General features: G+C 70.2%; 21 protein-coding genes. 13 read left to right on the forward strand and 8 right to left on the reverse strand.

Going from position 1 to position 22,063, the window contains the following annotated elements:
• Positions 1-10 precede the first annotated feature (10 nt).
• On the reverse strand, positions 11-1,117 hold the full coding sequence (locus BXA11_RS25355) for a citrate synthase 2 (RefSeq protein WP_030510312.1): 1,107 nt from the start codon (positions 1,115-1,117) through the stop codon (positions 11-13).
• 170 nt (positions 1,118-1,287) lie between these two features.
• On the opposite strand from BXA11_RS25355, the gene pdxH reads away from it, so the two are divergent.
• Entirely contained in the window at positions 1,288-1,932 is a 645-nt protein-coding gene (gene pdxH / locus BXA11_RS25360; RefSeq protein WP_076438482.1) for a pyridoxamine 5'-phosphate oxidase, read from the forward strand.
• Positions 1,933-1,952: 20 nt separating this feature from the next.
• Here pdxH and BXA11_RS25365 read toward each other — a convergent pair whose 3' ends face one another.
• The gene (locus tag BXA11_RS25365; protein WP_076438484.1) at positions 1,953-2,564 is read right to left on the reverse strand and encodes a UdgX family uracil-DNA binding protein; all 612 of its coding nucleotides are present in this window, start codon (positions 2,562-2,564) and stop codon (positions 1,953-1,955) included.
• A 78-nt stretch (positions 2,565-2,642) separates the two neighbouring features.
• Here BXA11_RS25365 and BXA11_RS25370 point away from each other — a divergent pair, with 78 nt between their 5' ends.
• Positions 2,643-3,347: an iron-dependent transcriptional repressor DtxR gene (locus tag BXA11_RS25370; protein WP_030510309.1), complete on the forward strand. Its 705-nt coding sequence runs from the start codon at positions 2,643-2,645 to the stop codon at positions 3,345-3,347.
• A 120-nt stretch (positions 3,348-3,467) separates the two neighbouring features.
• Positions 3,468-5,696 carry an ATP-binding SpoIIE family protein phosphatase gene (locus tag BXA11_RS25375; RefSeq protein WP_030510308.1) on the forward strand — a complete coding sequence of 743 codons (2,229 nt, stop codon included), beginning with the start codon at positions 3,468-3,470 and terminating at the stop codon, positions 5,694-5,696.
• A 43-nt stretch (positions 5,697-5,739) separates the two neighbouring features.
• Here the strand turns inward: BXA11_RS25375 and BXA11_RS25380 are convergent, their stop codons facing one another.
• Entirely contained in the window at positions 5,740-6,666 is a 927-nt protein-coding gene (locus BXA11_RS25380; protein ID WP_076438486.1) for a hypothetical protein, read from the reverse strand.
• Positions 6,667-6,849: 183 nt separating this feature from the next.
• A complete protein-coding gene (locus BXA11_RS25385) occupies positions 6,850-8,049 on the reverse strand; it encodes an RNA-guided endonuclease InsQ/TnpB family protein (RefSeq protein ID WP_239105158.1) in 1,200 nt (399 codons plus the stop codon).
• A gap of 161 nt (positions 8,050-8,210) precedes the next feature.
• Between BXA11_RS25385 and BXA11_RS25390 the strand changes: the two genes are divergently transcribed.
• A complete protein-coding gene (locus BXA11_RS25390; protein WP_076438488.1) occupies positions 8,211-8,999 on the forward strand; it encodes an alpha/beta fold hydrolase in 789 nt (262 codons plus the stop codon).
• Positions 9,000-9,064: 65 nt separating this feature from the next.
• The gene (locus BXA11_RS43715) at positions 9,065-9,226 is read left to right on the forward strand and encodes a hypothetical protein (RefSeq protein WP_167769274.1); all 162 of its coding nucleotides are present in this window, start codon (positions 9,065-9,067) and stop codon (positions 9,224-9,226) included.
• Positions 9,227-9,235: 9 nt separating this feature from the next.
• Here BXA11_RS43715 and BXA11_RS25395 read toward each other — a convergent pair whose 3' ends face one another.
• Entirely contained in the window at positions 9,236-10,381 is a 1,146-nt protein-coding gene (locus tag BXA11_RS25395; protein ID WP_076438490.1) for an acyl-CoA dehydrogenase family protein, read from the reverse strand.
• Between the two features lie 237 nt (positions 10,382-10,618).
• Here BXA11_RS25395 and BXA11_RS25400 point away from each other — a divergent pair, with 237 nt between their 5' ends.
• Together BXA11_RS25400 and BXA11_RS25405 are read left to right on the forward strand one after the other, a co-directional pair.
• Positions 10,619-12,040: a hypothetical protein gene (locus BXA11_RS25400; protein ID WP_076438492.1), complete on the forward strand. Its 1,422-nt coding sequence runs from the start codon at positions 10,619-10,621 to the stop codon at positions 12,038-12,040.
• 11 nt (positions 12,041-12,051) lie between these two features.
• The gene (locus tag BXA11_RS25405; RefSeq protein ID WP_076438494.1) at positions 12,052-12,954 is read left to right on the forward strand and encodes a class F sortase; all 903 of its coding nucleotides are present in this window, start codon (positions 12,052-12,054) and stop codon (positions 12,952-12,954) included.
• Positions 12,955-12,965: 11 nt separating this feature from the next.
• Here BXA11_RS25405 and BXA11_RS43300 read toward each other — a convergent pair whose 3' ends face one another.
• Complete coding sequence (locus BXA11_RS43300; RefSeq protein WP_159454840.1) at positions 12,966-13,727, reverse strand: hypothetical protein; 762 nt, start codon at positions 13,725-13,727, stop codon at positions 12,966-12,968.
• Between the two features lie 316 nt (positions 13,728-14,043).
• On the reverse strand, positions 14,044-14,622 hold the full coding sequence (locus tag BXA11_RS42395) for a hypothetical protein (protein WP_143734509.1): 579 nt from the start codon (positions 14,620-14,622) through the stop codon (positions 14,044-14,046).
• Positions 14,623-14,638: 16 nt separating this feature from the next.
• On the opposite strand from BXA11_RS42395, the gene BXA11_RS25420 reads away from it, so the two are divergent.
• The 6 genes from BXA11_RS25420 to BXA11_RS43305 all read left to right on the forward strand — a co-directional run bounded on the left by BXA11_RS25420 (position 14,639) and on the right by BXA11_RS43305 (position 20,109).
• Positions 14,639-15,136, forward strand: a complete 498-nt coding sequence (locus BXA11_RS25420; RefSeq protein WP_143734510.1) for a hypothetical protein — start codon at positions 14,639-14,641, stop codon at positions 15,134-15,136.
• A gap of 156 nt (positions 15,137-15,292) precedes the next feature.
• Entirely contained in the window at positions 15,293-16,213 is a 921-nt protein-coding gene (locus BXA11_RS25425) for a hypothetical protein (protein WP_076438502.1), read from the forward strand.
• 8 nt (positions 16,214-16,221) lie between these two features.
• Positions 16,222-17,130 carry a class F sortase gene (locus tag BXA11_RS25430; protein ID WP_076438504.1) on the forward strand — a complete coding sequence of 303 codons (909 nt, stop codon included), beginning with the start codon at positions 16,222-16,224 and terminating at the stop codon, positions 17,128-17,130.
• An 81-nt stretch (positions 17,131-17,211) separates the two neighbouring features.
• Positions 17,212-18,195, forward strand: coding sequence for a hypothetical protein (locus BXA11_RS25435; RefSeq protein ID WP_076438506.1), 984 nt, complete (start codon positions 17,212-17,214; stop codon positions 18,193-18,195).
• A gap of 105 nt (positions 18,196-18,300) precedes the next feature.
• Positions 18,301-19,446, forward strand: coding sequence for an acetyl-CoA C-acetyltransferase (locus BXA11_RS25440; RefSeq protein ID WP_076438508.1), 1,146 nt, complete (start codon positions 18,301-18,303; stop codon positions 19,444-19,446).
• A 504-nt stretch (positions 19,447-19,950) separates the two neighbouring features.
• Complete coding sequence (locus BXA11_RS43305; RefSeq protein ID WP_156081078.1) at positions 19,951-20,109, forward strand: hypothetical protein; 159 nt, start codon at positions 19,951-19,953, stop codon at positions 20,107-20,109.
• 64 nt (positions 20,110-20,173) lie between these two features.
• On the opposite strand, the gene BXA11_RS25445 is transcribed toward BXA11_RS43305, so the two are convergent.
• Complete coding sequence (locus tag BXA11_RS25445; protein WP_076438556.1) at positions 20,174-22,051, reverse strand: acyl-CoA dehydrogenase family protein; 1,878 nt, start codon at positions 22,049-22,051, stop codon at positions 20,174-20,176.
• Positions 22,052-22,063 lie beyond the last annotated feature (12 nt).

A 22,063-nucleotide genomic window follows, 5' to 3' on the forward strand; every position in this document is an offset into this window, starting at 1 on the left:
GCGCCGAGGCTCAGGCCTTGCCGATGACCTCGGCGGCGCCGGGCACCTCGCTGATGGAGCGCTGCTTCGGGCCCACGTAGTCGGCGCTGGGGCGGACGAGCCTGCCCGTGCGCTTCTGCTCCAGGATGTGGGCGGCCCAGCCGGCGGTCCGGGCGCAGGTGAACATCGAGGTGAACATGTTCGACGGCACCTCGGCGAAGTCGAGGACCACCGCGGCCCAGTACTCCACGTTGGTCGCGAGGACCCGGTCCGGCTTGCGGGCGTGCAGCTCCTCGAGCGCGGCGGTCTCCAGCGCGGCCGCGACCTCGTAGCGGGGCGCGCCGAGCTCCTTGGCCGTACGCCGCAGCACGCGGGCGCGCGGGTCCTCGGCCCGGTAGACCCGGTGGCCGAAGCCCATGAGCCGCTGGCCCTTGTCCAGCTCGCTCTGGACGTACTTGCGGGCGTCACCCATCTTCTCGACGCCCTCGATCATGTGCAGCACCCGCGCCGGCGCGCCGCCGTGCAGCGGGCCGGACATCGCGCCCACCGCGCCCGACAGGGCGGCCGCCACGTCGGCGCCGGTGGAGGCGATGACGCGGGCGGTGAACGTCGAGGCGTTCATGCCGTGCTCCGCGGCCGACGTCCAATAGGCGTCGATGGCCTTCACGTGCTTCGGATCGGGCTCACCGCGCCAGCGGACCATGAACCGCTCGACGATGCTCTCGGCCTCGTCGACGCGCTTCTGCGGGACCATGGGCAGGCCCAGGCCACGGGCCGACTGCGCGACGAACGACAGAGCGGTCACCGAGGCGCGTGCGAGATCGTCGCGGGCCTGGTCGTCGTCGATGTCGAGCAGCGGGCGGAAGCCGTACGACGGCGCCAGCATGGCCAGCGCGCTCTGTACGTCTACTCGGATGTCGCCGGAATGGACGGGAAGTGGGTACGGCTCCGCCGGGGGCAGGCCCGGCTGGAACGTGTTGTCGACGAGCAGGCCCCAGACGTGTCCATAGGAGACATTGCCCACGAGCTCTTCGATGTCGACGCCCCGGTATCGCAGGGCGCCCCCTTCTTTGTCCGGTTCCGCGATCTCGGTCTCGAACGCCACCACGCCTTCGAGCCCGGGTTTGAAGTCGGACATTCTCGGCCGCCTCCCTCTCTTGTGAAGTCCAGAGCCTTGATGTCGAGATACCGGCGGGTCAATTTAACCCGCAGCGCCCGACTGCCGCGCCCCCGGCCCTACCCAACGGGGTTCCCCCAGGTGGGGGCCACCGAGCAAGATGTACGCCGAGCAGGCGAGAATACCGTTCCGTGGACAGCGCTTCGCACCTCCCCGGGCTCAGGCACAGCTATGAAGGTGAGCCCCTGCTCGAAACCGGAATGGCGGCCGACCCGGTGACGCAGTTCGCGCTGTGGTTCGCGGACGCCGTCGCCGCGGGCCTGCCGGAACCGAACGCCATGGTCGTCGCCACCAGCTCCGCCGGTGGCCGTCCCTCCGCCCGCACCGTCCTCCTCAAGGGCTTCGACGAGCGCGGGTTCGTCTTCTTCACGAATTACGAGTCTCGCAAGGGCCGCGACCTCGGTGAGAACCCGCGGGCCTGCCTGCTGTTCCCGTGGCATCCCATCAGGCGGCAGGTCCGGGTGGAGGGCTCCGTCGTACGGCTCCCGCGCGAGGACAGCGCCGCCTACTTCCACTCTCGCCCGTACGGCTCCCGCATCGGCGCGTGGGCCTCCCGTCAGTCGGCGGTCGTGGAGTCGAGGGAGCAGCTCGACACCAGGTTCCGGGAGCTGGCCGCACGCTGGCCGCAGGACCCGCCGCTGCCGGACTTCTGGGGCGGCTTCCGGGTGGTGCCGGCGGAGGTCGAGTTCTGGCAGGGCCAGACCGACCGCATGCACGACCGGCTCCGCTATCGGCGCACCGGCGCGACCTGGTCGCTGGAGCGCCTCGCCCCCTGATGTCCCGCCCGTCGATGTGATCAGGGCAGCCCGGCCGCGACCTTGAGATCGGCGAGGAATCCGGAGTACGCCTCGTCCCGGTCGGGCGCGCGCAGGATCGCCGAGGGGTGGATCGTCGCCACGTAGTACGCCCCCTCGCGCCGGGGGACCGGCTCTCCCCGGTGCCTGGTGACCCGGAATTCCGGACCCAGCAGGGCCCGGGCGGCCGTGGCCCCCAGCACCACGGTCACCTCCGGGTCCACCAGGCGCATCTCGGCCTCAAGCCAGGGCCGGCAGGCGTTGATCTCTCCCACGGTGGGTTTCTGATGGATTCTGCGTTTGCCGCGGGGCTCGTATTTGAAGTGCTTGACCGCGTTGGTCACGTACACCGCCTCGCGCTCGATGCCCGCCTCTTCGAGGGCCCGATCGAGCACGCGCCCCGCGGGCCCGACGAACGGCGCGCCCTCGCGGTCCTCTTGATCGCCCGGCTGCTCGCCGACCAGCATGAACCGCGCGCCGGGAACGCCCTCGCCGAAGACCGTCTGCGTGGCGGCGCGGTAGAGGTCGCAACCCTCGCAGTGCGCTGCGGCCTCCCTGAGCGCGGGCAGGCTGATCTCCGCAGGAAGGAATCGCTCGGCGCCGATGTTTCCCATCCTGGGTCGCTTCCCCAATAGGGTCGGCTGCGAACACGGGGGAGGTCGTAGCATCGATTTACAAGGACTGGAGGAGCCTTGACCGCACACGGCCTGATCGACACGACGGAGATGTATCTCCGGACGATCTTCGAGCTCGAAGAGGAGGGCATCGTCCCGCTCCGCGCTCGGATCGCCGAGCGGCTGCAGCAGAGCGGTCCGACCGTCAGCCAGACGGTGGCGCGCATGGAGCGCGACGGCCTGGTCAAGGTCGAGGGAGACAGGCACCTCAGCATGACCGCGCTGGGCCGCACGCTGGCGATCCGGGTCATGCGCAAGCACCGCCTCGCCGAATGCCTGCTGACCCAGGTGATCGGCATGCCCTGGGAAGAGGTCCACATCGAGGCGTGCCGCTGGGAGCACGTGATGTCGGAGTCGGTGGAGACCCGGCTCGTGAACCTTCTCAAGAACCCCCGGGTGTGCCCGCACGGCAACCCGATCCCTGGTCTCGACGAGCTGGGGGTGCCCCAGTCCGGTTCGGCCGGAGATGAGACGGTCTCTCCCATGGTGACCCTCGCAGGACAGGCCCCCGTGCCCGTTGTAGTGCGCCGAATCAGCGAACAAGTGCAAAGCGACCCCGCCGTGATGCTTAAACTCAAGCAAGTTGGGATACAACCCGGACGCGAGGTGACGCTCGCGGCGAGTGACAACGGTGTAACGGTGACTGGTGATGGTGAGGTGGGAACCACGACCGCGGACCTTCCGAGGGACGTCGCCTCACACGTTTTTGTCACCAGACGATGACGGAATGAGTTGTGCCTGGTTGAATCCCCTAGGGAGTCCTTTCATTTCTCGCGACCCAGCCATCGCAGGAGCGCCCGTGCCCGGCATAGCGAACCCACCTCGTCAAGGGACGGTCGTGGCATGAGGCGATGGGGAGATCTGTCACAGGACGCCGACGACCACCTTTCCGCCGGGTCCGTGCTCGACCACGCGGAGATGGCCGTGGTCGTGACCGACCGCTTCAGCAATGTCCTGTACTGGAACCCCTTCGCCGAGCAGCTGTTCGGCCGCGTGGGCGCGTCTCCGGGCAGGGAGTCGCTGCACACCCTCGGGATCTCCGATAAGGACCATCCGCTCGCGGCCGAACTGGCCAAGCACGTGCTGCGCGGCGGAGTGTGGGAGGGCACGTTCGACGTGGCCCGCGGCGACGGCACGACGATCTACGTGCGCGCGCAGGCCGTGCCGCTGCGGCACCCCTCCGGTTCCGTGAGCGGCATCGTGATCACCGCACGTGAGGCGATGCGCAGCAACGAGCGTGAGAAGGACCGCTTCGGCCTGCTGGAGCGGATCGGCGAGCGGCTCGCCGGCTCCCTGTACGTCGAGGAGACGCTCAACCGTGTCGCGGAGATGCTCGTCCCGCAGTTCGCCGACCACTGCTTCATCGAGCTGAACGAGGGCGACCGCCTGGTGCGCAAGGTCTCCACCCACGTGAACGGCTGGACGCCGCCGCCGGACACCTGGCGGCCGGTGGGCGCGGAGATCAGATACCCCCTCGGGCACTACGCCGAGACCGCCCTGCGCCGCCAGGAGACCATCCTCGTCGAGGACTTCTCCCAGGTCAGCTACCCGTCGGCGAGCGAGGGCGCGGCGCGGCTGTGCGGCGAGATCGGGATGACCTCCGCCATCGTCGCCCCGCTGTGCGTGCGCGGCGAGACGCTCGGCCTCATGTACCTCGGCCTGTCGAACCTCACCAACCGGCGATCGCCCCACTACGACACCTTCGACCGCGACTTCGTCGGCGCAATCGCCACCCGCGTCGCGCTCGCCGTCGACAACGCGCTGCTGTTCGAGGAGGAACGGCACACCGCCGAGTCGTTCCAGAAGCACCTGCTCCCGCGTCAGCCGCTGCCCTCGCTCGACGGCCTGGAGATCGCCGTCCGCTACTACCCGGCCGCTCCGCTCGCCTCGCACGGCCAGGGCATCCAGACCCAGGTGGGCGGCGACTGGTACGACGTGATCCCGCTGTCGGCCGGCCGCGTCGGCATCGTGATCGGCGACGTCGAGGGCAGGGGGGCCAAGGCGGCGGCGGTCATGGGCCAGCTCAGGGCCGCGTTGCGGGCCTTCGCCCAGGACGACAAACCGCCCGCCGACATCCTCGCCCGCCTGGACGAGTGGACCAGGATCGTCGCCGCGCCGGAGCACGACGACTTCGGCGCCGACATCACCAACCCGCCGATCGTCACCTGCCAATACATGGTGTACGACGCGTGGTCCAGGCAGCTGTCGTTCGCCAACGCCGGGCACGCGCCGCCGCTGCTGATCGTGGACGGCGAGGTCAGAGACCTGGACATCACCGAGGTCGGCCAGCCGCTCGGGGTGCGGGCCAAGGGCATGCACGCCGATCTGGTCTACAAGGAGGAGACGAGGGTGCTGCCGCCCGGCGCGACCCTGCTCCTCTACACCGACGGCCTGGTCGACCGCAGGCCGCCGCGCGACTCCGCCACGGGCGTCCCCGGCGACGACGAGGTGCTCGACATCCTGCGGGAGAAGCTCGTCAAGGCGTCGGGTGAGTCCGTCGAGCGCATCGCCGACCTGGCCACGGTGGCCGTCCCCGGCGAGATCGACGACGACATGGCCATCCTCGTCGTCCGTTCCGCGGGCGCGGAGCTGCAGTCCCAGGAGCGCACGTTCCCGGCTCAGCCGATCATGGTGAGTGAGGCGCGGCGGATGGCGTCCGAGGCCTTCGACGGGTGGCAGGTGCCGGAGGAACGCGCGGAGCTGGCCTGCCTGCTCGTCTCCGAGGTCGTCACCAACGTGGTCCTGCACGCCGCCAGCGCCAGCGTGCCGCGCCGCGAGCTGGTGCTCGACGGGCCGCCGCTGCCGTTCGACGAGTCGTGGGACGTGCCGGGCTTCGAGGAGGAGATCACCGGCGACAAGGAGTTCACCCTGCGGCTGCGCAGGGGCGCGGAGTCCGTCTGGGTCGAGGTCTTCGACCAGGATCTGCGCCTGCCCCGCATCCGCAGCGCGGGGGAGAACGACGAGGGCGGTCGCGGCCTCTATCTCGTCGACCAGCTCGCGCGGCGCTGGGGGTCACGCCCGACCCCCGAGGGCAAGGCGGTCTGGTTCGAGATCCCCATCGGCGGTCGTTAGGTCGTGTCGCACCCCCCGGCGCGGGGGGCGCGACACGTGACCGTCAGTTCTTCTGGTCCAGGCAGCTGTATCCATCCGGGCGCTCGGGTTCGAGCGTCACCTGCCGCAGCACGGTCGCCTCCATGGAGATGCGGAAGGTCTCCTGGTGCGCGCAGTCGTACAACGCGTACGTGCCCTCGCGCTCGCCGAGCAGCAGCACCTGCGCACCGCCGCGCAGCACCTTGCCGCTCTCGCGGTCGTTGAGCACCACCCACTGGTCCTGGAAGCCCACCATGGACAGGAGCATGCTGGCGGGCCTGCCCTTCTCGGCGACGGCGATCGCGTCGCTCTCCATCTGCCCCATCAGCGCGAAGCCCAGCCCGATGCCGGTGAACGCCGCCACCACGATCTTCATGCCCGCGCGGCCGGACGGCCGCCGCCGCAGCAGCCGGAACGGCACGAGGAAGGCCAGGGCACCGATCAGCACCGAGGTGATCACGACGCCGGCCATCGATACGCCCTCGCCCAGCCCGAGGTAGCCGAGGAAGCCCCAGTAAGTCGCCCCGCACCACAGCGCGCCGACGATCGCGGCGGCCCACGGGCGCACCCTTGTGGCCTGGACGAGGCGGAACAGATAGCCGAGGGTCGCCTTGTCGAGCAGCCACACGACAGCCACGACGATGCCCGTGAGCAGGGCGCCGGCGATGACGAGCAGGACCAGCGACCCCACCAGGCGGCCGAACATGGTGGCCTGGTCGATGCCCGCCTGCTCGGGGCTGATGTTGAAGATGCCGTAGACCTGCTGGATGCCGAGGTAGAGCAGCGCGTAGAGGGCGATGCCGATCGGCACCACGACCGATCCGCCGCGTTCCAGCAGATCGACGACGCTGGCCTTCGCGTCCGGCTCCGGTGGATCGACGACGCCGGGTTTCGTGTCCGGCTCCGGCAGATCGGCGAGGCCGGAGTGTTCCTCCGGCTTGGTGATAGTCATGTGTCGATTCATTCCATTTTCAACCATTGCGACGGAACATGATTGCAGGCGCAGAAGACGAGCGAACGGCGGGCCTGTTAACTGACATCGACGAACGCGACGCGCTGACGCTTCTTTCCGGCCGTCCCGGGTGCTTGACTCGGACGCGTGACTCCTCCGCTCCCTGAAGGGAGCGGCTTCTCGCTAAGCCGCTTCCGCAGCGTCGCGAAGGGCAAGCCCTGCCCTGAGAATGTTCTTGGCCGCGTTCACGTCGGCGTGCGCGGTGTGCCCACACGCCTTACAGGCGAACTCGGCTTGGGTGAGGCGGTTGTCCTTCGCGCAGTGCCCGCAACGCGAGCAGGTGCGGGAGGTGTTGGCGGGGTTCACTGCGATCAGCTCTCGACCGGCGCTTTCAGCCTTGTGCGCGAGCACACGCAGGAACACCCCCCACCCCGCGTCCAGGATGCTCCGGTTCAGCCCGGACTTTGCCGCGACGTTCCGCCCAGGCTGGATGATCGTGCCGGCGGCCGAGCGGGTCATACCGGCGATCCGCAGGTCCTCGTGCACGATCACGTCGTATGCGCGGACCAGAGTGAGCGCGGCCTTGTGCGCGCCGTCCAACCGCTGACGGCGCACCTTGGCATGCAGCGCGGCGACGCGCGCCACCGCCGTACGGCGACGCGTGGACCCACGCTTCTTACGGGCGAGATCCCGCTGAGCGGCGGCCAGCCGGTCAGCGGACGCGGCCAGGTGCCGCTGGTTTTCGATGTGATCACCGTCGGATGTGGTGGCCAGCGACGCAACGCCCATGTCGATCCCCGCGACCGCGCCCGTCACGGGCAGGGATCCGGCCGGCACCTCATCGCACGACAGCACGACGAACCAGCGGGCGCCTTCCCGCTTGACGCTGATCGTCTTGACGGTGCCGAGCACACGGCGGTGCTGGTGAACCCGGACATGCCCGATGCCCTGCAGCCGCACGTAGGTCACGGCCGGGTGTTCGGGCTGACAGTCCCACCGGCAGCCGTCGCCGTCCTTGGGCCACTCCACCGTGTCGAACCAGCCCCACCCCTTGAACCGAGGAAACCCCGGCGTGCGCCCGGCCTTCACACGGGCGAAGAACGTACGGAACGCCTTGTCCAACCTGCGCAGCGTGGCCTGCTGGGAGGAGAACGACCACCGGCCCTGACCGGTGGGGTCGTCGGCGCGGATGTGCTTCAACTCGCCCGACTGGTCGCCGTACCGAACCGTCACCCCGGCTCTGCGGTAGGCCGTACGGCGGTGCTCCAAGGCGGCGTTGTAAAGCTCCCGGTGGTCGTGCAGGCACTGCGTGAGCGCGGCGGCCTGTTTACGGGTGGGGCGCAGCAGGAACTTGAACGACCGGCGCACACCCACCTCCCACACTCAGTAATCAGATCATCACGCTACTGGAAGGCACCGACAAAACCCGGAAGGAAATCTGTGATGCGCAGACCACGAAGGTCAGGGCACGTTCGAACCTTGGCCGCCCTCCCGATCCCGATTCCACCGTCTTCTCAAGGCGACGGTCCCCTCGGGAGACTTTGATGGAGCTCGCCCACGACCGCCGCGGCAGCGGTCCGCCGCTGGTCCTCCTGCACGGCATCGGCCACCACAGGCACGGCTGGCTGCCGGTCCTCGATCTGCTCGCCGAGCGGCACGACGTCATCGCGGTGGACCTGCCCGGCTTCGGGGAGTCTCCGCCGCTGCCGTACGGCACGCCGTACAACGTGGAGACGCTGGGGCGGGCGGTGCGCGAGTTCTGGAGCGGGCTCGGCCTCAGCCGGCCGCACGTCGCGGGCAACTCGCTCGGCGGCTACATCGCGCTCGACCTGGCGTCCTCCGCCGACGTCCGCACGGCCGTCGCGTTGTCGCCCGCGGGGTTCTGGTCCCGGACCGAGCACGCGTACGCGCGGGCCGTGCTGCGCCTGCTGCGGCTGGCGACGCGGGCGGACGGGCTGCCCGCGCTCGCGGCCGGCACGGGCGAGGGCAGGGCGCTGGCCATGGGCCTGTTGGTGGCCCGCCCGGAGCGGCTGTCGCGCGAGGCCGTGGTCGCGGCGGCCACGGCGATGCGTGAGTGCGTGGGGTTCGAAGAGGCGCTGGACTCGCTGGCGTGGGCCGCGCCGCCCGCGCCGCCCCAGGTGCCGGTCACGATCGCCTGGGGCGACCGCGACCGGCTGCTGCCGTGCCGTCAAGCCGTACGGGCGGCGCGGTGGGCGGGGCAGCGGACGCTGCTGCTGCGGGGCTGCGGCCACGTGCCGATGAGCGACGACCCTGACCTGGTCGCGCGGGTGATTCTCGAAGGCAGCGCCCGCGAAGACGGCGACCCTCGCTGAGTCTTCCCGCGCCGCTTGTGCCGAGGGACACGCGGGGCCGGGGAAACCCGCGCATACTGATCAGTGTGGACACCGGACTCATCCTTCTGGTCTTCCTGGCGCTCCTGTTCGCGTGGCTGCTGAACAAGGTGCGCCGGTTCTTCCGGCTGGGCCCGGTGGCCTACGGAGGCGTGATGGTCGTGTTCGTGGTGGCCATGCTGCTGATCTGGGGACAGCAGCAGAGCTGACGTGTGGCTCTAGAAGCCGAAGGACCTGCCGATGATCTCCTTCATGATCTCGGTGGTGCCGCCGTAGATCGTCTGCACGCGGCTGTCCAGCCAGGCCTTGGCCACCGGATACTCCAGCATGTAGCCGTAGCCGCCGTGGAGCTGGACGCACCGGTCGACGACCTTGTTCTGCAGCTCGGTCGTCCACCACTTGGCCTTCGCGGCGTCGACGGCCGTGAGCTCCTTGGCGTTGAGCGCCCGCACGCACTTGTCCACATAGTGGCGGGCGATCTCCACCTCCGTGGCGAGTTCGGCCACCAGGAACCGCGTGTTCTGGAACTTGCCGATGTTGCGGCCGAAGGCCGTGCGGTTGCGGCAGTACTCGATCGTCTCCTCCAGCACCGTCTCCGCCGCGGCCACGGCCGCCACCGCGATCGACAGCCGCTCCTGCGGCAGGTTGTTCATGAGCTGGAAGAAGCCCTGGCCCTCCTCGCCGCCCAGGAGGTTGGCCACCGGCACCCGGACGTTCTCGAAGAACAGCTCGGCGGTGTCCTGTGCGTGCATGCCGACCTTCTCCAGATTGCGGCCGCGGGTGAAGCCCTCCATGCCGCGCTCCACCACCAGCAGCGAGGTGCCGCGCGCGCCCGCCGACGGGTCGGTCTTGGTCACGACCACGACGAGGTCGGAGTTGATGCCGTTGGTGATGAACGTCTTCTGCCCGTTGACCACGTAGTGGTCGCCCTCGCGGACGGCGGTGGTACGGATGCCCTGCAGGTCGCTGCCGGCCCCCGGCTCGGTCATCCCGATGGCCGTGATCAGCTCCCCGGACGCGAAGCCGGGCAGCCAGCGCTGCTTCTGCTCGTCGTTGGTCAAATCGACCATGTAGGGCGCCATGATGTCGTTGTGCAGGCCGAATCCCAGGCCGGTGGCGCCGACGCGGATGATCTCTTCGACGATCACCGTGTTGTAGCGGAAGTCGGTGATCCCGGAACCGCCGTACTCTTCCGGGACCGAGAAGCCGAACATGCCCAGCTCGCCCGCCTTCTTCCACACCTCGCGGGGGACGATGCCGTCCTTCTCCCACTGCGCGTGGTGGGGGACGACCTCGCGGGCCATGAACTCACGGACGGTCTCGCGGAAGAGGTCGTGCTCCTCGTCGAAGAGGTCTCGCCGCATCGGGTACGCCTTCCGGCTCAGGGTCTGTTGGCCGCACCAGAATACGATTCTAGTCATCCCCGGTCGATCGGCTCCACGTTGTACGGACGGTCACAACTCCGAAACCATCGCCATAACGCCCCCTTTGACCGCTTCGGTTGCCTCTAAGATCTACCTTCGGTTTGCTATAGGCCCGCCAGGGCGGTCCTGTGATCGGAGTATGCGGTGATTCGGTGGAAAGCTGGTCTCCCTAGGACCATGGCCGCTCTGGCCCTCGGCCTGGCCGGTACGGCGGCGATTGTCGTCCCGGCGGTGACGGCGGAGGCCAATACCGCCGACCTCGTGGTGGACTATGCCTGTCAGCAGGGCATCGCCACCTCGGGCTCGGGCACCGTTCATCTCCGGACGAAGCTCACCGTCCCGACGACGCTGAACGTCGGCGATCCGCTCAACGTCTCCTGGAAGCTCGGCTACAAGGACGCGACGCGCTTGGGAGCGCCCGCGCTCCTGCCCAACGGCGGCCGCGTCGAGGTGACCGGACGGGTCAACCTCAGCGGCAGCTGGATCGGGCAGCTTCAGCCGAAGGGGTTCGTGGACCAGCCGGGGGCGATGGTCAAGGGCACTCCGCTCAAGCTTCCCGAAGGCATCGCGGACTTCGCCTACACGGACCGGGAGGGCACCCTCACGGTCAAGCCCGGCAGGCTGTTCATCGACTTCCGCCCGCCTGCTTCGGAGGTCGTGGTCAACGACGACGATCCTCGGATCTCCTACGGGCCCGGGTGGGAAGACCTCAACGACCAGCCGAGCCAGAACAACGACAATCATCTGGACCTGCACAGGACCACGGCCAAGGACGCGTGGGCGTCGTTCACCTTCACGGGCACCGGGATCGACTACATCGCGCAGAGGGACCAGCGCGCCGGACCGGTCGACATCTACGTCGACAATGAGCCGGGCACCCCGCCGCGTGTCGACCCCTCCAGGAACGAAGACGGCACGGTGGTCAACGACGCCAACAAGGGCGGACAGACCCTGTGGAAGTTCCGGGGCCTGAAGTTCGGCGAACACACGATCAGTGTCAAGAACGTCGAGGACGGCAAGTGGGGCCAGCTTGACGCCTTCCGTGTGGTCACGCGGGAGCTGGCCAACCCGCCGCAGGAGTACCGCGCCACGTGCGAGATCGTCAGCGCGCCGGTCGCCGTTCAGGTCAAGATCGGTGGCGGTGGCGACAATCCGGCCAGCCCGTCGCCGGACAGCTCGCCTGACGCGTCGCCGAGCGCATCGGCCAGCGCTTCCGTGAGTCCTTCGGCCAGTCCCACGGACGACAACCCGGGCGATGAATCGCCGTCGCCTTCGCCTTCGGCCACGCCTTCGCCCTCTCCGTCGGCCAGTCCGTCGCCGGCTGCGGTGCAGACGCAGAACTACGTCGTGACAGCGGTGGTGACGCAGGGCAGTCCGTCGCCGACGGCGACGAGGACGGTGACTCTGACAGCGACGCCGAGCGTGGCGCAGGTGGCGATCACGCCGCAGGGCGGCGCGCAGACCGGTGAGGCTCCGGAGCGTGTCTCGTTCTCGGGCATGCTGCTGATCGGCTCGGGCGGCGCGCTGTTGTTGATCGGCATGCTCAGCGGTGTGGCACTGCTCCGGCGCAGGGCGGCGCACTCGGGCGAGCGGGGCTGAGGAGGATGACGATGAACGGCACTCCTGACGACGGCGCTCCCGAGCAGGGCGGCGCTCCCGACCAGGGCGGCGCGGACACCGACGCCAAGAAGACGCGCAAGCCGCTGCCTCAGCCGGTCCTCGCGACCCTGCTCGTGGCCGGGTCGTTCGCCGGCATCGCGGCGGTGATGGCCGGGATGCTCGTCGTGCTGAGCCCCTCGGACCCGCAGGAGAGCGGGCCGGTTCCGGGCGCGGTGAACGTCCAGGACGCGGGCAACGTGGCCTTCCTGCCGCCGACCGTGGGCCCCGGCGGGCCGGGCGTGCCGCTCACGGCGGCGGACCCGACCGCGCCGCCGCCGGCTCCCGCGCTGCAGCCGATCGCTCCGCTGACCCTCACGAGCGCGGCCTCGTCGTCCTCGAAGCCGCTGTCGTCCTCGTCGTCCGGCGCGAAGAAGACGACGACCACGAAGGTCACCGGCAGGCCGCTCAAGATCAGCATCCCTGCGATCGGCGTGAAGGCCGCGGTGGGCTCGGTGGGCGTGGACAAGTCCGGCGTCATCCAGACGCCCCCGCTGAGCAAGCCCAGCCTCACCGGCTGGTACCGCTACGGACCGGCCCCCGGCGACCAGGGGCCGGCGATCATCCTCGGGCACGTGAACACCCGCAAGGGCGCCGCCGTCTTCAGCCGTCTGCGCGAGCTCAAGCGCGGCAACAAGATCGCCGTTCTCCGTGCGGACGGCAAAATGGCGATCTTCACGGTGGACGGGATCGAGCAGGTCAGCAAGTCGACGTTCCCGACCAAGCGGGTCTACAACAACACGATCACGTCGTCGCTGCGGCTGATCACCTGCGGCGGGGTCTACAACGCCAAGCAGCACCACTACACCGACAACATCATCGTCTACGCGACGCTGACCGAGACCAAGGGCAAGTGATCACGGGGTGATCAGCCCGCGCTGATCACCTCTTCGCCCTCCCGCGCCTCGCGCTCGGGCGGATCGTGGGGCCTGCGCCGTGCGACCGTCCGGGCCGCGCGCTGGATCAGCAGCGTGCCCGCCACCGCTGCCAACGCGACGATCACCAGCGCGTACGGCTGACGCCACGGCGAGGAGTCGCCGCCGGCCGCAGCGACCCGGGTCGGCTGGGTGGCCAGGGCCGGCTGGGCGGCCGGAACCGGCTGCGCGGACGCGGCGGGCGTCGCCGCAGGCAGGCGGTTGGGGGTGACGGCCGCCGCCTTCCAGGGGAACCCAGGCGGCTTCACGGGCCCCCAATAGTCCATGACCTCGGTGCCGGCGGGCACCGGGAACTGCGGCGGAGCCGCCTTCAGCCCGCCCGGCACCGTGAGCGTGCCGATCTCGTACGGCGCGAACATGCCCTGCAGACCCTGCACCCGCCACCGGCCGGCGGGCACAGTGACAGACGTCGCATAGTGCGCGGGTTCCGGCAGCGGCGTCCCGTCGAACGTCAGTGTCGTGCCGTCCTCCCCGGTCAGGCGCAGGCCGATCGGTTCGAGCGCGCCGGGGCCCTCGTACGGATGAGTGCCGTGCTGGAGCACCCAGAAGCCCACCGTGTAGGAGACGTCGGGCCGCACCTTGCCGGGGAACGGGTCGAGTTCGGTCACGGCCCAGAAGCCGGCCCGCGCGTGAGCGGGCAGGGCCGGCGCGAGGAACGCCGCCATCGCCGCGAGGGCCACGAGTAGTCGTCTCATGTTCACCACCTCCACCCCTCCCTACCGTGGGAGGGGGATGAAGGTTCCCTGGGAATTTCCTGACATCGGGCACCCACGGGTTATGTCGGTGGTCAACTCTGAGAGACTGTTCGCCACGTGTACGTGACTGAGGTGGCAGGAGAGACGTCGTGCCCGACCCCAGTGCCCGGCGCAGGAGTGCCCGGCGTCGCATCGCGGCCCGGTCGGCGGCGGGAGCGACGGCCGCGCTGGCCCTGATGACGTGGCCGGTTCTCGCGGCGTCCAAAACCACGACTGTGCCGTATTCCTGCACCCCGGCCGGCGGCGCCGCCGCGACCTACCCCGTGAACGTGACCCTGGTCGCGCCCGACGACCCGGTGGTGAGCAGCACGGCCACCGTGACCTGGCGGATCGCGCCCGCGTCGCCGCCGGAGGGCCAGAGCGCGATGGTGGCGCCGGCGACGGGCATCGCGGCGAACGACGTCATGATCGCCGAGGGTCTGGTGGAGGTGACCGGCGCTCCCGTCGTGAGCGAGCCCGCGGACGCGTCGCCGAGCCCCAGCCCCTCCGGCTCGCCGACGCCGAGTCCGTCGGCCTCTCCATCCGCCTCGGCGTCGCCCTCGGCATCACCTTCCCTCAACGGGTCGGAGGGCGGCACGCAGTCTCGGGTGGCGACGGGCACCTCCCCGAGCCCCTCCGCCAGCGCGTCACCCTCCGCCAGCGCGTCACCCTCCGCCAGCGCGTCACCCTCCGCCAGTGCGTCGCCCTCCGCCAGTGGCTCCGCCACGGATGACACGGAGACCGGCACGCAGGAGGAGAGTCCGGCCATCACGCTGACCCCGTCCGCCTCCACGGTGCTCGCGTCGTCGCTCTCGCCGTCGGCCACGCTGACGCCGATCCCCGAACTGCTCGTCACGCTGACTCCGACGGCGGTGGGCACGGTCGGAGTCGCGGCCGGGAACTTCACGCTGAGGCTGCGAGCCGCGGGGGACACGACAGGCGCGGGTGAGGCGCTCTACACGTGCACGCTGCCGGCGACCGCGACCCGGGCGTCGCTCGCGGTCACGGTGGCCGCCTCCGCGGCGTCTCCCTCGCCGTCTCCGTCACCGTCCGCTTCGCCGAGCCCGGCCGGCAACGGCAACGCGAGCAGCTCGCCCAGTCCCAGCGCCGCGGCATCGACGAGCCCGAGCCCGAGCCCGAGGACCACGACGACCACCACGGTCACGGCGACCGCGTCGGTCTCCCGTACGACGACCAAGCAGATCAAGACGACGCCGCTCGGCGGCGCGCAGACCGGGGGCGGTGGCGACGCGGGCCCGGACGCCCGGCTCGTCGTGCTCACCGGCCTGGCGCTGATGGCAGCCGCGGCGGCCGGAGGGCTGCTGCTGCGGCGCTTCGGTCCGAACCCCGGCTCGTACGGCAGGCGCTAGCGTTCGGCTGACATGAACATGCCGAGAACGGAAGAAAGTTTGAGCAATCGGAGGCGGTCTTGGGGCTTTTGTCCGTAAGATCTCTACCTGACTGTGACCGTATGCTGGAATGCTGGTACGCCTGTTGACTGCGAGCATCGAAGTGGAGAGACGTCAGTGCTGAAGTCAAAGGCGCGGGGCCGTGTCGCCGGAAGGGCCGCCGCGGCCGGAGTGGTCAGCGCGGGCCTTCTCCTGGGCCTGGGCGCGCTCGGCGCGCATGCCGACACGAAGACCGTGACGTACAGCTGTAGTCCGAGCGCGGGCGGCGCCGCGGTGGCGCACGATTTCACGGTGACGCTCACCGCCGCCACCTCGGCGGTGACCGGCACCCAGTACACCGCGACCCTGAGCATCCAACCTGTATCGACTTCGCCGTTCCCCGCGCCGGTGCAGATCGCGAGCGGCGCGACGATCGAGCTGCAGCCCACCGTGTCGGCGTCGGCGCTTCCTGCCGGTATGACCGCGGGCGTGTCCACGCCCTCGCCGATCGGCACGCCGTTGACTGCGGCCGTCACGGCCCAGGGGACGATGCCGCCGCTTCCCACGGCGACGCTGACCGTCACGCCGTCGGCCGGAGCCACCTCCGTCGTGCTGACGGCGAAGGACTTCAAGATCAGCATGATCGCGCCCGCCGGCACGGGCACGACCACCACGACGCCGACCGCGCTCTACAACTGCTTGATCGCCACCACGGGCGCCAACACGGCGCCCGCCGTCGCGACGATCGCGGTGACCAGCCCCTCGGCGTCTCCGAGCGCGAGTGCCAGCCCCAGCGCGAGCCCCTCCGCGAGCGCCTCGCCCTCGCCGCGCGGCACCAGGACGGTGTTCGAAACGGTCTTCGCATCGCCCACACCGGTCAAGACGAAGACGAAGGCCGCCCAGGTCGAGAACACGCCCGGGGGTGGCGCGGCCACCGGCGGTGGAGGCGAGGCGGGCCCCGACGCTCGGCTCTTCGTCCTCACCGGCACCGCGCTCATGCTGGCGGCGGGCGCCGGCGGCCTCGTGCTCCGGGCCCGGCGCCGCCCGGTGAGGCAGTAGGACGAACCATGACCACCCCGCCACCTGGACAGTACCCGCCGGGCCAGCCGTACGGCGTGCCTCCCGGGCCGGGCGGGCAGGGCTACCCACAGCCGGTTTACGGCCAGCCGGTCTTCCAGCCGGTGATGTTGCCCCAGATGCAGCCGGTGCCCCCGCCGCAGCCACCGGAGGAGAAGCCTCCCCGTGACAGTGCGGCGGCGGTCCGGCGGTTGCTGATCACGGCGGCCATCGTGGGCCTGGTCGTCGTGATCGTGGGCGTAGTGATCATGGTGAACAACCCCGACGAGTACGGCACGCCGAGCCGCTCGACGGTAAGGCTCGCGGCGCCGCAGAACGGGCTCGCCCCCTCGGTGGGGCCGGGCGGCGTCGGGCAGCCGCTGACGCAGGCCGTCGCCACCGCGCCTCCGCCGGTTCCGAAGATTCCGGCGGCTCCGGCGATGCAGCCGTCCACACCCAAGCGCCTGGTCATCCCCAAGATCGGCATCAACGCGCCGATCAAGTCGGTCGGCCTCGACCGCTCAGGCGCGATCCAGACGCCTCCCATCAGCAACTCGAACCTGGTCGGCTGGTATCGCGGTGGCCCGACGGCGGGGGAGGCGGGCCCGGCGGTCATGCTCGGCCACAAGGACACCACTTCGCGCGGCGCCGTCTTCAGCCGCCTGCACGAGCTGGCGTACGGCGACAAGATCGAGGTGTACCGCCTCGACGGGACCGTGGCCATCTTCACCGTGGGCGGTATCGAGCAGGCGGACAAGCAGACGTTCCCCACCAACCGGGTGTACGGCCACGCCGACAACGCCGAGCTCAGGCTGATCACCTGCGGCGGCAAATACAACTATTCGACCGGTCACTACTTCGACAATGTCATCGTCTACGCCACGATGACCGGAACGCGTCTGGCGAAAACGAAGTCCTGAGCCGGAGCACCTCCCGGGAAGGGCTCGTGGCGGGCAGGCCGTGGAGGCTATGGTCTCTTCGACCGATCATGAGGAGGGCCTGTGAGCTGGTTCTCGAAACTCCTGCTGCCCGGTCGGCTGCGCACAGGGCCCACGGCGCTGCTGCCTGCCCGGCCGGATCCGAAGACACTGCTGGCGGTCGCACAGCTCGCCGATCCCGAGGCGAGAACCGACGGCGACGACATCCTCGCGGGCGGATCGCGCATCCAGCCGCCCGTCGAACTGACCGCGGACGTCCTCGCCAAACTCGGCGTGCCCGACGATGACGGGCTCTGGGCGTGCCGGATCGCGGCCGAGGGGCCGCTGCCGGTGGACTTCTTCGACAAGAGCCTGGCCGAGGGCATCGCCTACCGCCTGGGCGGCTGGTCGCTGTGCCAGGGCGAGCCGCTCGATCCGGCGGAGGACGCCGGAGACCCGCTGGTCTATCTGCCGGCCGTGCCCGAGCCCGAGGAGATCCTGCCGGTTCTGTCCGAGGCGCTGCGGCATGCCGAGGCGGTGGACGCCGAGAGGTGGCCGGAAGGTGAGCTGATCGAGGGCGTCGTCCACGTCCCCGTCCGCGGGGGCAGGGTGGCCGACGTCTACGCGGGGGCCGACATGCTGGTCACGATCGAGGAGGGGCACCGCCTGCCGCCCGCCGCGCAGACGCGCTGGCCGTACCTCACGGAGATCGCGATCGCCCGGGTCTCCCCGGTGACGCGTACGGAGGAGCCGGAAGGCGAGGACGCGGACCTTGCCGACGGCCCGGCGGAAGGCGTGCCGGACGCGGACGCGGCCCCGGGCCCGCTGGACGCCGCATCGGGCACGGACGCGGACACGGACGCCGGATCCGATACGGACGCCGGCTCCGACGCGGAGGACGTGCCGAGCGGGAACGACGCGGAGGGCGCCGACGAGGTGCGGGCGGCGCTGCTCGTCCGGGCGGCCGTCGCGGTGACGCTCGCCAACGCGCTCCGGGGGATCGCGGCCGACAGCCGGGGTTTCCAGCTTGCCGAGCCTGCCGACGTGCTGCCGGGGGGATATGCCTGAGCCCTGCCCATGGATAAACCGTGCCCGTATCGCCGCCTCCCCCGACGAAAGTTCTGATGTAACCTCTCACTAACCGAACATTGCTCGGTTTCTTATGGAGGCACTGTGGCAGAGGCGTACATCGTCGGGGCGGTCCGCACGCCGGTCGGCAAGAAGAAGGGCGGGCTCTCCACGGTCCACCCGGTCGACCTGGCCGCCCACACTCTCTCCGCGCTCATCGAGCGCACCGGCGTCGACCCCGCCGCCGTGGACGACGTGATCATGGGCTGCGTCATGCAGTTCGGCCCGCAGTCCATGGACATCGCGCGCAACGCGTGGCTCAGCGCGGGCCTCCCGGAGACCGTGGCGGGGGTCACGATCGACCGGCAGTGCGGCTCGTCGCAGCAGTCCATCCACTTCGCCGCGCAGGGTGTGCTGTCGGGGACGCAGGACCTGGTCGTCGCGGCCGGCGTCGAGTCGATGTCCATCGTGCCGATGGGGTCGAGCATCTCGGCGGCGCTGGAGAAGGGCATGCCGTTCCCGTTCGGCGACAAGTGGGTCGAGCGGTACGGCAAGCAGGAGATCTCCCAGTTCCGCGGCGCGGAGCTGATGTGCGAGAAGTGGGGCCTGGAGCGCGACGAGCTGGAGCGCTACGCCTACGAGAGCCACCAGCGGGCCGCGAAGGCGATCGCCAACGGACACTTCAAGGACCAGATCGCCCCGGTCAACGGCGTGACCGACGACGAGGGCCCGCGGCCCGACACCACGCTGGAGAAGATGGCCGAGCTGAAGACCCTCCGCGAGGGCGGCCGGATCACCGCGGCCACCTCCTCGCAGATCTCCGACGGCTCCGGGGCGCTGCTCATCGCCTCGGAGCAGGCGGTGCGCGAGCACGGCCTGGTGCCGCGCGCCCGTATCGTCACGCTCGCGCTGACCGGTGACGACCCGGTCTACATGCTGACGGCGCCGATTCCGGCCACGCGTAAGGCGCTGGCCAGGGCGGGGCTCGCCATCGAGGACATCGACGTCATCGAGATCAACGAGGCGTTCGCCCCGGTGCCGCTGGCCTGGCTCAAGGAGATCGGGGCCGACCCGGCGCGGACCAACCCCAACGGCGGCGCCATCGCGCTGGGGCACCCGCTGGGCGGCACCGGCGCGATCCTCATGACCAAGCTCCTGCACGAGCTCGAGCGCACCGGCGGGCGGTACGGCCTGCAGACGATGTGCGAGGGCGGCGGCCAGGCCAACGTCACGATCATCGAGCGTCTCTGATCATTCGCCGAAAGAAAAAGGGCACCCCGGATCGATCCGGGGTGCCCTTTGCCTGCCGGGCCGGTTACTTGGCTCTCGGCAGTCGCCGCGGCTGCCGTACCGGTCGCATGGGCGGGGCCGGGATCTGGCGCGGCGGCGGGAAGGAACGCTGAGGCTGCGGCGTGCGCGGGTTCTGCTGCTTGCCGCTCTTGCTGGACGCGCGAGTACGCATACGGGATCTCCTTGTACGTCGGGAACGCGGCACCGAGGTGCCGTCACTCAGCTGCCGCGTCGGATGGACAGGGCCGGAAAGCTGAGCGGATCAGCGGCTCAGAGAGCTGATCAGCGGTCGCCGTAGAGAATCCACATGCGGATGACAGTAACAAGCCGCCGTATCGCCGGACAAAGGGTTTTCGTTCCGTCCAAGGCGACCAAGCCGCTTCCAAGCGGCTCACCAGACTGCGACAAGTGGGTTCCTGTGTACTCAACCGCGTCAGAGAGACGTTCCCTGCACAGGAGATACCAATGAAGTCACTCAAGCGCGTCGCGGCCGTTCTCGCCACCACCGCCGTCGCGGTCACCACCTTCGGCGTCCTGTCCGCCCCGGCGCACGCCCAGATGCCCGAGGGCTGGTACCGCTGCTACGTGCCGGGGTACGGCACGATGTGGTGCCTCGACGTGTGAGCCTGACCGGCCTCGCCGCACGGCCCCGCCCCCGCGTCCCGGGGGTGGGGCCGTGCCGTTCCCGTCAGCCAATGCGCCGGTGGACGTCGTCGAACATGGACGGCCCGGTGCGCTGGGCGGCGATCCACGGGCCCTCCAGCGACGGGTCGACGATGCCCTCCTCCAGGAAGGTGTAGCGCCCGTCGAGCACTCGCCGGGCCAGCCGCACGTCCAGGGTGTCGGTGTTGTCCCAGAGCCGGTCGAACAGTGCCTCGGCCCGCTGCCGGGCCTGGTGGCAGAAGGTGTCCGCCAGCTCGTACGGCTTCCGCCCGAACTCGGCCGCGTCCTCCTGGGCGCGCACGCAGACCGCGGTGATCGCGAACAGTTCGGCGCCGATGTCCACGATCCGCGACAGGAACCCCTGCTTGTGCTCCAGTCGCGCCTGCCAGCGCGACATGCCGTAGAACGTCGATCGGGCGAGCTTGCGGCAGGTCCGCTCGACGTAGCGCAGGTGCTGGGCGAGCGGGCCGAACTCGGCGTACGACGTGGGCACCTGGCCGGGCCCGGTCACCAGGCCCGGCAGCCACCTGGCGTAGAAGGCGCCGGCCCGGGTGGCCGCCCGGCCCTTGGCACGCAGGCCGGCCTTCGGATCGACGAGCTCGCCCGCGACCGACAGGTGGGCGTCCACCGCCTCGCGGGCGATGAGCAGGTGCATGATCTCGGTCGAGCCCTCGAAGATGCGGTTGATCCGCAGGTCGCGCAGCATCTGCTCGGCGGGCACGCCGCGCTCCCCGCGGGCGTGCAGCGACTCGGCGGTCTCGTAACCGCGCCCGCCTCTCATCTGCACGAGCTCGTCCATGAGCCGCCAGGCCATCTCCGTGCTGTACAGCTTGGCGAGCGCGGCCTCGATGCGAATGTCATTGCCCTCGTCGTCGGCCATCCGGCTGGACAGGTCCACCACCGACTCGAGCGCGTACGCGGTGGCGGCGATGAAGGCGACCTTGCGGGCGATGGCCTCGTGCTGGCCGACCGGCCGGCCCCACTGGACCCGCTCGCATCCCCACTCGCGGGCGATCTTCGTCGCCCACTTCGCCGCGCCGACGCAGGTGGCCGGGAGGGAGAGGCGACCGGTGTTGAGCGTGGTCAAGGCGATCTTCAGGCCCTGGCCCTCACGGCCGATCAGGTTCTCCACCGGCACCCGCACCTGGTGGAAGCGGGTGACGCCGTTCTCGATGCCGCGCAGGCCCATGAACTGGTTGCGGTGCTCGACGGTGATGCCGGGAGCGTCGGCCTCGACGACGAAGGCCGAGATCTTGGCGCCGGTCCGGGCCATCACGACCAGCAGGCCGGCCACCACGCCGTTGGTCGTCCACAGCTTGACCCCGTTGATCACGTACGCGTCGCCGTCGCGGACGGCGGTCGTCGACAGGCGGGCGGGGTCGGAGCCGACGTCCGGCTCGGTGAGCAGGAAGGCGGAGATCTCGCCCCGGGCGCAGCGGGGCAGGAAGCGGCGCTTCTGCTCGGGGGTGCCGAACAGCCGCAGCGGCTGCGGGACCCCGATGGACTGGTGCGCCGACAGCAGCGCGCTGAGCGCGGGGGAGCACGAGGTCACGAGTTCCAGCGCGCGGCAGTAGTACAGGTGGCTCAGGCCCAGCCCGCCGTACTCCTCCTCGATGGTCATGCCGAACGCGCCGATCGCCGCCAGGCCCTTGACCACCTCGTCCGGAATCACGGCGGTGCGCTCGATGAGCGCGGGATCGACCTTCTCCTGCAGGAACGCCCGCAGGGCGCGCAGGAAGTCGTCTCCCTTCTTGATCTCCTCCTCGGTGAGGCGGGGGGCGGGGTGCACGAGGTCCAGCCGGAAGTCCCCCAGGAAGAGCTGCTTTCCGAAGCTCGGGCGGGTCCACTCCGTCTCGCGCGCCTGCTCGGCCACCTCCCTGGCCTTGGCGTAATCGGTCGTCATCATCGACCTCCT

The sequence above is a fragment of the Microbispora rosea genome (genome assembly GCF_900156315.1).
In the GTDB taxonomy this organism is placed as follows: domain Bacteria; phylum Actinomycetota; class Actinomycetes; order Streptosporangiales; family Streptosporangiaceae; genus Microbispora; species Microbispora rosea.

What these genes read in the sequence shown, in the direction of transcription:
- BXA11_RS25355 (WP_030510312.1), bottom strand. Translation starts at nt 1,117, where the DNA reads ATGTCCGACTTCAAACCCGGGCTCGAAGGCGTGGTGGCGTTCGAGACC.
- BXA11_RS25365 (WP_076438484.1), bottom strand. Translation starts at nt 2,564, where the DNA reads ATGGGAAACATCGGCGCCGAGCGATTCCTTCCTGCGGAGATCAGCCTG.
- BXA11_RS25375 (WP_030510308.1), top strand. Translation starts at nt 3,468, where the DNA reads ATGAGGCGATGGGGAGATCTGTCACAGGACGCCGACGACCACCTTTCC.
- BXA11_RS25380 (WP_076438486.1), bottom strand. Translation starts at nt 6,666, where the DNA reads ATGACTATCACCAAGCCGGAGGAACACTCCGGCCTCGCCGATCTGCCG.
- BXA11_RS25390 (WP_076438488.1), top strand. Translation starts at nt 8,211, where the DNA reads ATGGAGCTCGCCCACGACCGCCGCGGCAGCGGTCCGCCGCTGGTCCTC.
- BXA11_RS25395 (WP_076438490.1), bottom strand. Translation starts at nt 10,381, where the DNA reads ATGCGGCGAGACCTCTTCGACGAGGAGCACGACCTCTTCCGCGAGACC.
- BXA11_RS25400 (WP_076438492.1), top strand. Translation starts at nt 10,619, where the DNA reads ATGGCCGCTCTGGCCCTCGGCCTGGCCGGTACGGCGGCGATTGTCGTC.
- BXA11_RS25405 (WP_076438494.1), top strand. Translation starts at nt 12,052, where the DNA reads ATGAACGGCACTCCTGACGACGGCGCTCCCGAGCAGGGCGGCGCTCCC.
- BXA11_RS43300 (WP_159454840.1), bottom strand. Translation starts at nt 13,727, where the DNA reads ATGAGACGACTACTCGTGGCCCTCGCGGCGATGGCGGCGTTCCTCGCG.
- BXA11_RS25430 (WP_076438504.1), top strand. Translation starts at nt 16,222, where the DNA reads ATGACCACCCCGCCACCTGGACAGTACCCGCCGGGCCAGCCGTACGGC.
- BXA11_RS43305 (WP_156081078.1), top strand. Translation starts at nt 19,951, where the DNA reads ATGAAGTCACTCAAGCGCGTCGCGGCCGTTCTCGCCACCACCGCCGTC.
- BXA11_RS25445 (WP_076438556.1), bottom strand. Translation starts at nt 22,051, where the DNA reads ATGACGACCGATTACGCCAAGGCCAGGGAGGTGGCCGAGCAGGCGCGC.